Source organism: Mucilaginibacter sp. P4_G9, from assembly GCF_056400985.1.
Map to the genome: position 1 here is coordinate 1 of NZ_JBFUKF010000796.1, position 1,136 is coordinate 1,136.

1 protein-coding gene and 1 pseudogene are annotated in these 1,136 nt (G+C 35.7%); one reads left to right on the forward strand and one right to left on the reverse strand.

All coding sequences use genetic code 11. The features are described 5' to 3' along the window. Positions 1-507 (reverse strand): TetR/AcrR family transcriptional regulator (locus AC1DPZ_RS27710; protein WP_477409591.1); only part of this gene is annotated, 507 nt, incomplete at its 3' end. Positions 508-796: 289 nt separating this feature from the next. Here AC1DPZ_RS27710 and AC1DPZ_RS27715 point away from each other — a divergent pair. After that, positions 797-1,136 (forward strand): annotated as a pseudogene (locus AC1DPZ_RS27715) (adenylosuccinate lyase); the annotation flags it as partial.

Genomic DNA, 1,136 nt, shown 5'->3' on the forward strand with positions numbered 1-1,136 from the left:
ATTAAATTCCGCTATCGGGAAAATGGCTGTGTTGAATCCAAGTTCCACGGTGTTTACCCTCATGCGGGCAACTATCTTTACGTCAATTTCGGGCCTTATGTAACCTTGTTTAATACCTTTTGTTAATAATTCTTCCAGTGTACTAATCAAAACCTCATTTTTAAACTGTTGGAATACTTTCCAGGCATCAGGATGATACTTTTGCATATCATGGATAACTATTGGGTTGATGCGCGAAAACATATCCTCCGAGCATTTAGTCATGTTGATCATCTCTTCTATCACATTAGACGATTTATTGATGAACTCAATCATTTGCTCCTCATCCTCTTTCAGCTTCTTTTTTACCAGTGCTGTTACCAATTCGTTTTTATCCTTAAAAAACTGGTATATGGTTTTTTTCGACATACCCAGATGTTTGGCTATATCATCCATAGTGACGCTTTTGATGCCTGCCTTTAAAAACAGCTCTTCGCCTCCCTCAATTATTCTTTCTTTTTGACTCATTGACTTTCTGAGTCAAAACTAAGGAAACATTTTTTGATTTCAAAGTTTCCATCGGAAATTACATTTTTAAGACAAAAGCCCTTGGATGTGCAGATTTCAAATTCCAGATGTGCTGATTAGTTCATATAATTTGTTTTTTTTCAATAACCATTAATCGTCTGAAAATTGGACATCTGATCCAATTAATTTGCATATCGAAAATCGCTCATCTGCACATTTGGAATCTGCATATCTGTCATCTGCATATCTGCACATCTAAATTCCTATCTTTGCAAAAATTATTTTTTATATGACCCTTACTCCACTTTCAGCAATTTCACCAATTGATGGCCGCTATAGAAACACCACTGCTGAACTTGCCAACTACTTTTCTGAATATGCCCTGATCAAGTACCGTGTATTTGTTGAGATAGAATATTTTATCGCATTGGTTAAATATCCATTGCCTCAGTTACAACAGTTTGATGCCAGTCTATCAGAAAAGTTACGCGACATTTACAGAAATTTCACCGAGGCGGATGCTGAGAGCATAAAAGAGATTGAGAAGATTACTAACCATGATGTTAAAGCTGTGGAGTATTTTATCAAAAAAGAGTTTGATAAAATAGGTGGTTTGGATGCATTTAAAG